The sequence below is a fragment of the Microbacterium testaceum genome, from assembly GCF_003075375.1.
GTDB classification, from domain to species: domain Bacteria; phylum Actinomycetota; class Actinomycetes; order Actinomycetales; family Microbacteriaceae; genus Microbacterium; species Microbacterium testaceum_E.
Genome location: NZ_QDFT01000073.1, coordinates 1 through 8,264 on the forward strand (window position 1 = coordinate 1; position 8,264 = coordinate 8,264).

Annotated in this window: 7 protein-coding genes; 2 read left to right on the forward strand and 5 right to left on the reverse strand. The window is 58.5% G+C overall.

Annotation, left to right across the window (positions count from 1 at the left end; translation table 11 throughout):
* The 5 genes from DC432_RS15425 to DC432_RS15445 all read right to left on the reverse strand — a co-directional run.
* Positions 1-1,463: oligosaccharide flippase family protein (locus DC432_RS15425; protein WP_116538599.1), on the reverse strand; the 1,463-nt coding region annotated here is incomplete at its 3' end.
* The gene (locus DC432_RS15430; protein ID WP_116538594.1) at positions 1,423-2,511 is read right to left on the reverse strand and encodes a glycosyltransferase family 4 protein; all 1,089 of its coding nucleotides are present in this window, start codon (positions 2,509-2,511) and stop codon (positions 1,423-1,425) included. The genes DC432_RS15425 and DC432_RS15430, both read right to left, overlap by 41 nt.
* Positions 2,508-3,686, reverse strand: coding sequence for a glycosyltransferase (locus tag DC432_RS15435; protein WP_133177966.1), 1,179 nt, complete (start codon positions 3,684-3,686; stop codon positions 2,508-2,510). Before DC432_RS15435 ends, DC432_RS15430 begins: the two co-directional genes overlap by 4 nt.
* Before the next feature lie 11 nt (positions 3,687-3,697).
* The gene (locus DC432_RS15440) at positions 3,698-4,825 is read right to left on the reverse strand and encodes a glycosyltransferase (RefSeq protein WP_165801303.1); all 1,128 of its coding nucleotides are present in this window, start codon (positions 4,823-4,825) and stop codon (positions 3,698-3,700) included.
* Positions 4,826-5,682: 857 nt separating this feature from the next.
* Positions 5,683-6,297, reverse strand: a complete 615-nt coding sequence (locus tag DC432_RS15445; protein WP_165801304.1) for a CPBP family intramembrane glutamic endopeptidase — start codon at positions 6,295-6,297, stop codon at positions 5,683-5,685.
* 126 nt (positions 6,298-6,423) lie between these two features.
* Between DC432_RS15445 and DC432_RS15450 the strand changes: the two genes are divergently transcribed.
* Positions 6,424-7,149, forward strand: coding sequence for a low molecular weight phosphatase family protein (locus tag DC432_RS15450; RefSeq protein ID WP_116538598.1), 726 nt, complete (start codon positions 6,424-6,426; stop codon positions 7,147-7,149).
* A 160-nt stretch (positions 7,150-7,309) separates the two neighbouring features.
* On the forward strand, positions 7,310-8,264 hold a 955-nt coding region (locus tag DC432_RS15455; RefSeq protein WP_165801305.1), incomplete at its 3' end, for a YveK family protein.

An 8,264-nucleotide genomic window follows, 5' to 3' on the forward strand; every position in this document is an offset into this window, starting at 1 on the left:
GTTCGTATGGAGTCGGCCAGGCCAATACGCCCCAGAGGCCAAGCCATGAGGGAGCCGACGAGCGAAACAAAAACTCCTGCAGCCCCAATCAATAGTGAAATAATCAGCGGCAACTGCGCAGTCGCGCTTGCCAGGACGAACCCGACGAGAAATGCCAAAATCCCAGACAGGGTCAGCACAGCACTTGAGCGGAAGGCCGGGACTACAGGGGCATGACCCCTCTTGGCCAACCATAGATAACAGAGGGGCCAGGACAGGAAGAGTCCGAGCGCGTAGCCGGAAGCCGCCCCTTCGGCGCCCAACGATGCGCCCGTCGCTACAAGCACCGCTGTGAGGGGCTTGGTTAAGAGGTTGTAGCGAAGAAGTTCTGACCCCAAGCCAGCAGACAAGAAGACCCAGAAGCCAGCAAATCCAAAGACCTGGAAGCATCCACCTATAGCGAGTATTGCCAATACACCAGAGGACGGCCGCCATTGTTCGCCCAACGCTATACTCACGATAGCGTTGGCCTGCGTGGACATGATGATGAGCAAGGTCAAGCTCGGCAGTCCCACGGTGAAAAGCGTCCGTTGTATTGCTCCGGAGAAACGCTGGCGGTCCCCGGCTGCTTGAGACAGGATTGGCAGAAAGACGTTCGTCAGAGGGCTCAATATCTGATTCATCGGAACGGTCAACAACTGAAATGCGCGGCTATAGAAGCCCAGCGTTACGGGGCCCTGCAGGACACTCAGCGAGAATGTATCCGCGTTATTGGCCACGTAGCCGAGTACCTGGGCACCCGCGACATTTGCTCCAAATCCCAGCATGGGTTTAATGGACGGATCCCGCGACGGCCACGACGGAATCCATTGAACTGCGAGTATTCGCGCTCCCAGCAACGTGGCGCTGATTGCAAACAGTTGCGCCATTAGCGACCAAAGGCCAAAACCGCTCAGCGCCGTCAAGATCGCCACAGCGAGTCCGATGATCTGCGAAGTTACGTCTGTAAGCGCGAGCGCGCCGAATCTCAGGCCCCGGACTAACAGGATTTGATAAATAGACTGGGCAGCGTTTATGAAGAAGCAGAACCCCAAGAGAGCTAGGGCTAGCGAGAGGTCCGATGCACCGCCAGATACAAACAAAGCAAGAGCCGCAAGGGCAACAAGCAGGGCAAGCGCAGTCCCTATGACAAGAGACAGCCAAAACACATTCGAGGCAGTCCGACGACTCAAGTGTTCTGAGCGGATAGCTGCATTTGTTAGACCAAAATCTCGAAGTAGTTCACCCAAAGCGAATACAGCGGCCACTACGGCATAGACGCCGAAGCTCTCGGGGGGCAGGATACGCGAAAGAACGACAAGCCCCAGAAACTGGATTAAGACGCGACCGGCCTGTCCGCCAATCGTCAGAACTCCCCCACGCGCAGCGCGGCCTGACAAACCATCAGGCACGGACTTCGACGCCCCCAGCTGCGAGAGACTCATAGATCCTTTGATACTCGCTCACTGCGTGTGACCAAGTCAGCTGATCGGCGATGCGTCCGGCCTCTCTCGTCAATTCTTCATCCGCTGTCGAACGAGTCATGGCTTCGATCAGACCACTTGGATCGTCCCGTGAGAAATACGAGGCGCCAAGTTGTGCCAGTTCTTTGTGTTCAGCGATATCACTCAAACACAAAGGGACATGAAGTTTCATTGCTTCCATGACGGAAATGGGCTGCGCCTCAATCTCAGATGCGGAAACGTATACCGTTGCGCGCTTCAACGTCGCCAAAGTGTCGGGATGATTGAGGGCGCCCAAGAATAGAACATTCTTGTTCGGTATCGATCGTACGCGTCTCTCAAAATCCTCAGAGTGAGAACTCGACCCAGATCCAATTACAACCAGAGGGCCAAATTTCTCGGCTACATCTGCGGAGTAATTGCTCACGAGCCAGTCCAACTTTTTTTCTGGGGTGATTCTCCCAATCGTGACAGCGAAACGATTTGGGAGTTTTGGGTGAGGGATCCCTTCGGATGCGTCCACGGCTACCCCGTTCGGCACGAAGTCCACACGTCGTGATAGCTGCGCTTGCAAATCCGACGCCACCCCTTGCGACACGGCGGTTACGGCCGCCGCACGTTTTAAAGCATGCACCGAGATATGCCGGAAAACCGCAGCAGCTATTACACCCCACTTGGACCTGTTCCAATCGATTCCGTGCGCGGTTGCGACCGTTGGCGCGCCGAATACGCGTGCGCCAAAACACAACGGGAAAGCGGGACCCACTCCGTGTACGTGCACGACGTCTGCGTTGACTCGCCGCACAAGCAGGATTCCGGTCAGCACCTGCGAAGCTGTGTGCAGATGCTTAGTTGGAAGGGATGGGGACCGATGTACAATCAGGCCCGGAATATCGGTCGCTCCGCCTCCCGCAAATACATGCACCTCATGACCATCCTCCACGAGGCGTAACGCAATTTCTTCCACCGCAACTTCCAGACCTCCATGCATAGCTGGAAAGTTGCGCGCACCTACAAGCGCGACCTTCATTTCTCCGCTCCAGTGACCCTCACGTAAGCATCCATTACGCGACGTTCATGCAGGTGCCAACTTCTGCGAGTCCGGAACATCGCAGCGTCGCCCGGCAATCGTTCAATTCTCTCCAATGCCGCTTCGAGCGCCGCCGCCGTGATCTCGTCGACTAGTGCGATTCGCGCGCCATCGGACATAAATTCCGGTAAGCCCCCTCGATTGGAGGCAATCATGGGGACCCCGGACGCCCCTGCTTCGAGAACGGATAGCGGAGCATTTTCGGGCCAAGTACTTGGGATTACTTGAGCTATGCAATTCTGACGCAAAGCGAGCAGTTCTTCGTGCGGCAGGTGGCCAGTAAAACGTACATTTGCCCCCAGGCCAGTAACGGCACTCTGCAACTCAGATCGTAAAGGTCCATCCCCCGCGACGACGAGGGGAATACCGGCGCCGTGACATGCGTGCACCAACTCGTCGACTCCCTTCTCCCGCGAGAGGCGGCCCACGAAAAGGACAAAGTCGCCAGAACCTTTCCATTCGCCTCCGTCCCAGCTTGCAGGGTTCGGGATTGTGATTATGGACGAATGTGGAGACAGCCAACTCTCAGCCAAACGATCTCCCATGAAGTCGGAAGGTGCGATGACGAGATCCGGCGTTAGACCCAACGTCCTTACTCCGATGGCCTCGCCAAGCACCACCGATGACCATGTTCGAGAGGTCTGGTGGCAAGCCCTGATGATTGGCTTGAGAGAGAGTTTCTTCACGCAGCTGAAACAGTCTTCGCCAGAGATGTTGGCTACGTATGAAGGACAGATTAATTTGTAGTCATGTGCTGTGTACACTGATGGAATTCCGCGTTTACGGATGACGGGAAGCACCGAGGACGAAAGTTGATGTGCGTAATTGTGAAGATGAACGACGTCAGGACAAAATTCCCCAATGACTCGATCCAACTCCTTCGCCGCATCGCGATTCCAGAAAACGGCCTGGGCAGCGCGAGCCTTTTTCTGTAGCGTATCCGCACTGTGAAAGTCAGGAATCTCGATCCCATATTTTTCGATTTTCTCGTCAAGGAAACTCGGGTCGAGGTCCCCACCGAACACAGCCACGTCGTTCCCGTCGTTTGCTTGCACACCCGCGAGGCTGGCCATGTATACTTCGGCGCCCCCCTTCGAGTAAGCAAACTTGTTCACGTGCAGAATTCTCAAGATAGATCTCCAAACTGCATTGCGCGGTACACATTGCTATTGAACGAGGAGATCGAGAAATGCTCTGCCATGGTTGAAAGTCGGTTAGAGGCAGCATCCGAATTGTCGTTGATGCCATTCCGTACTGCTCTCAGTAGTGCGCGCGCCATCTCCTCGGGTTCATCCTCAACGCAGATCGCAAGATCTTCGGGCAGGCCCTCCATTGCGGCGGATGTTGCAAATATCGGCAAACCGAGCGCCAATAACGTGAGCGTTTTGAGCTTCACTCCGGCTCCTGCCCAAAGCGGCACCACCGCCGCCAGCACACCCGAAGCGGAGTCAGCGATATCGTCAACGAACCCGATGTAATCCACGCGTCGTTCAGAAACTAGATGGGCACGTTGGGCCTCCGTCGCACCATAGCCGGCCACCCTCAGCCGAACCTCGCCTTGTGGGTCGATCTTTTCAAGCGCGCGGAGCAGGCGCACAAGACCGTCCCAATTCGGCGGGTATTTGAATGAGCTCATCCAATAAATTTCGGAAGAGCCTTCCGTTGACGCTACTTGGGGAGTTTTAGGCACCTCGACGCTGGACGGTATGACCGCATCCGCCTCCCGCCCGAAGGTACGACGCAGCCGCTCAGCATCCTCTGCGGAAGTAACCCATACGCTCGACACCGCCTCGAGAGCGCGGCGCTCAAAGCGTTTGGCGGGGCCAGCCGTAACGGTGGCCTTCAGACGCTCAAAGCGGGATGTCAATCTGTGACGGTTTTCCGAAATCGACGCTGAAATAACGTTTGCCTTGTCCCAGATGATTTTTTGCCCTCGCACAGCCGGGATATGCAGGGCCGCCGCCTCTCCGATTAGTACTATCGTCTCGCAATTGCCACCAACTTCTTTTATGCGGCGGCTCGCATCCCGACTGCTATTGCTATAGACCCATGCTGGGACACCACGGAAAGCGCCCCGGATCAAGCGTCCTGACCGAGTCGATAGAACGTCCGGACGATCGAGCTCGCACACGTAAACGCGAGAGTCCGACAGTTTGTCTCGGAGCTCCTGCTCATGCTCGCTAGTAGTGTCGCGACGCTTCACTGCCACGACATGGAGGTCAGTCACGGCCTGCAAGGCAAGGAGCAATGCCAAGACCCGTAGCGGATCTCCCTGATCAGCTGGCACGGGAAAAAATGTAACCACTGCAAGTATCCGCGGTCGTTGAGAGTGCGTGTCCGGATTGCTCATCTGGTTCCAAAAATTCATAGGTGAACGACTACGCGAAATATTTGAGCCTGAGAACGTGTAAGCCCTCAGGGCACACACGCGCCGACGCAGCCAGCCGACTGTGGACACCGTAGCATCCAGCATGTTTCCAGCTGGCGCTCGCAGAGCGATCCTGTTGTCGCGCGAATGCCGAGCCCTCGCGCGCTCAGACGCGCAACCTCGACATGGACCATCGTTGTTTCGTTTCTCGGCGAGTGATGGGGCCGTAAGCATTCAAGGTCATGCTCCCCTCGCAGTCCACGTGCGGCCACATTCGTCGCTGGATCGGCGTCCCATCACACCGTCGAACGCTGGTGGCGGCCGCCCCGCACTGGCTTGGCACCGCACTGATTTGGCCAGAGCCAAGTGCCAAAAAATTGATCAGCTGTTTACGCAAGGCGTTCGGAACCCTGCCGTTTGGCCTGCCCGATATGCAATTGCTCTCCCGAGCCGATCGACTGCGGTTTCGGAGAACGCGCCCAAGGGTCCGCGCGCGCTCCCCCGCCGCCGCAATCGCCACGCGCGAGCATCGCAAACGCGCGCCGGTGAGGGTGGAGACCGATGAAGCTGGCAGCAAGAACTGGCCACCAGAGCCGTCACACTCAGTACCAGGAGGAGTCTGATGCATCTTCGCTGGCGCCGCATAAGGTCCTCATCACGCTCGCAACGACCAATCCCCGCGCCTTCGGACGCTCGTGCATGAGCATGCACTCGGTTAGGTTCCGCACGGCGTTCGGACTTTGCTACCGCACGAGCAGAGCGCCCATCGCCACAATCGCCAGGTAGGACCCGTTGTAGACCAGGTGTGTGACAACGGCGGACCAAAGACGACCGGTGAGAAGAACGAGCGCTGCGCAGACGGTTCCGATCAGCACAAACTGCAACACGCTCGCCAAGCTGATGGCCCCAAATATGGCATGTAAACACACAAACAGGCCGGTTGAAACGAGAGCTGCGGTGATTGCCGCCGCTACCGGTCCGGTGGCTCGTCTGAGGACCTGGAACACAGACACAAGGATCACGGCCCGGAAAAACACCTCTTCTGCCAGCGGCCCGATGAGACCGAGCGGGATTGCCTCCGCAAGAACCCAGGAAGCTATCGCATTGTTTTCGATTAAAGGGGAACTTGGGAACGGTGCGTTCTCGAAACCGCCGACCACACCCTCACAGAGGCGCAGTACCATGCCCGAGGCGAAGCCCCAGATCAAGTCACTGGCCCGGAATTGAAAAAGCCCCGGTGGACGGGACCGTGCAAGCGCATAGACGAATGCGCACAAGAACCCGAACCACAGAAACAGGTTGGCGAGAGGGAGTGTCCACAAACCAGCGAAGCGAGTCGTTGAAAGGGCACCCAGCATGGATGCACTCCCACTGACCAAGGCAACAGCTAAAACACGGACGTCCCAACGCATGCCGGCTCTATCGTCAAGCCGCCAGTTTCTCCGGAGTGCGCTCTGACGAGTTCGCCGCGACCCCGGCGACGTATGGTCGCGCAACCTACCTGGCACCGGAGGGCTTCTCACATCACTAGTCTCGTCGTACACACGGAGAAACTAGCGGGAGTTTCCCCGTGCGAGAACCCGACGTCCTGGCGAGGTGGAATCAACGTGCTGACTGTCCTCACGGTGTGCACCGGCAACATTTGCCGGTCACCGATTGCCGAACAACTACTAGCGCTGCGCCTCGTCGACCTTCCAGTTCACGTCCACAGCGCAGGAACACGCGCCCGCGAGGACATGCCAATGACTTCGGAAGCAGCTTCCCTCGCAGTGTCGTTGGGTGTCCCGGGGAGCCGTGCTGACGCTCACAGAGCTCGATTCCTCAGCGATGCTCGTCTGGCTGACGCGGACCTGGCTCTGGCTATGGCGCGCGACCACCGACGCGAGATCGTCGAGCTGAACCCGTCCTTCTCGCGCAAAACCTTCACGGTTAGGGAGCTTCATCGACTGTCCTCAAATCTCACCGACGACGCCCTCAAAGCCGCGGCAGAATCCGCCCCACAACAAGGGCCCGGCCCGAGGTTCGCATCTCTCTTGGCGCTAGTCGCAGGACTTCGAGGTGTCGTGCCGCCGCCCGTGGACCCGCGAGTCGACGACGTAATCGACCCGTTTGGCCGGTCCCGCGATACTTATGAGATTTCGGTCGCGCAGATTGATGAAGCTGTTCCATCGATTGAGCGTCTTGCTCGTTTAGCGTTCGCCGGAGGATAACGCCGGGTCCGCGCATGCAGAGTCAGCGGTCGCATGGTTTACAACCACGCCCGGGACGATCACTGTGCCGAGCGAAACGGCTCGAAACATTCCGTGTGTCACACTTGCGTGAAACCCCCCGCGCCTTGTCCCCCAGGTCAGCGCACTCTCGAGAGGCACCATGGAGCTCAGCGACTACATCCGGATCCTCCGCAAGAACTGGCTAGTCCTCATCGTGCTGACGGCACTTGGGCTGGCAGCGGCCACTGCGTACACGCTGGCGCGCACGCCAATCTACGAATCTTCGAGCACCGTTTTCGTATCGACGCAGGCCGGTGGCACGGCGGCAGAACTGCAGCAGGGATCGACCTTCACGCAAGCCCGGATCAACACGTATGTGGGGCTGGCAACGGCTCCCATCGTGCTCGACCCCGTGATCGCGGACCTGGGGTTGACGACAACTGCTGCCGAGTTGGCCCAAGACGTGCAAGCGTCCGCTGCGCTCAATTCAACCTTGATCACCGTGACGGTGGCGAACGCAAGCGCAGACGCTTCTGCGGGGATCGCTAATGCTATTGCGGACAGCCTCGCGACGGTTATCCCGCAGTTGGAACCGGCCTCGAACAACGGCTCGAGCCCCGTGCGCCTCAGCCGAGTCCGGGACGCCGAGCCCGCTTTGACGCCTTCAAGCCCCAATCTCCCTTTGAACCTCGCTCTCGGCGTGCTGATCGGTCTGGCGCTCGGGATTGCCACCGCAGTGCTCCGTACCGTCCTCGACAATCGCGTGCGCACCCCCCGGGACGCCGAACAAATCACTGGCGCACCCGGCATCGGCGCCATCGCGTTCGACGCGAAGGCGAAAGAACGCCCGCTTATCGTGCATGCCGATCCCCTCAGTCCACGCGCGGAGTCGTTCCGGGCGCTCCGCACCAATTTGCAGTTCCTCGACATGGGCGGGCGGTCGAGCTTTGTCGTAACGAGCTCAATCCCCAGCGAAGGCAAGACATCGACCACCATCAACCTTGCAATTGCTCTCGCCGACGCGGGCAAGCGTGTAGCTCTGCTCGACGCCGATCTGCGCAAGCCGAAGGTGGCCGAGTACCTCGGAATTGAGGGAGGGGCCGGGCTCACCGATG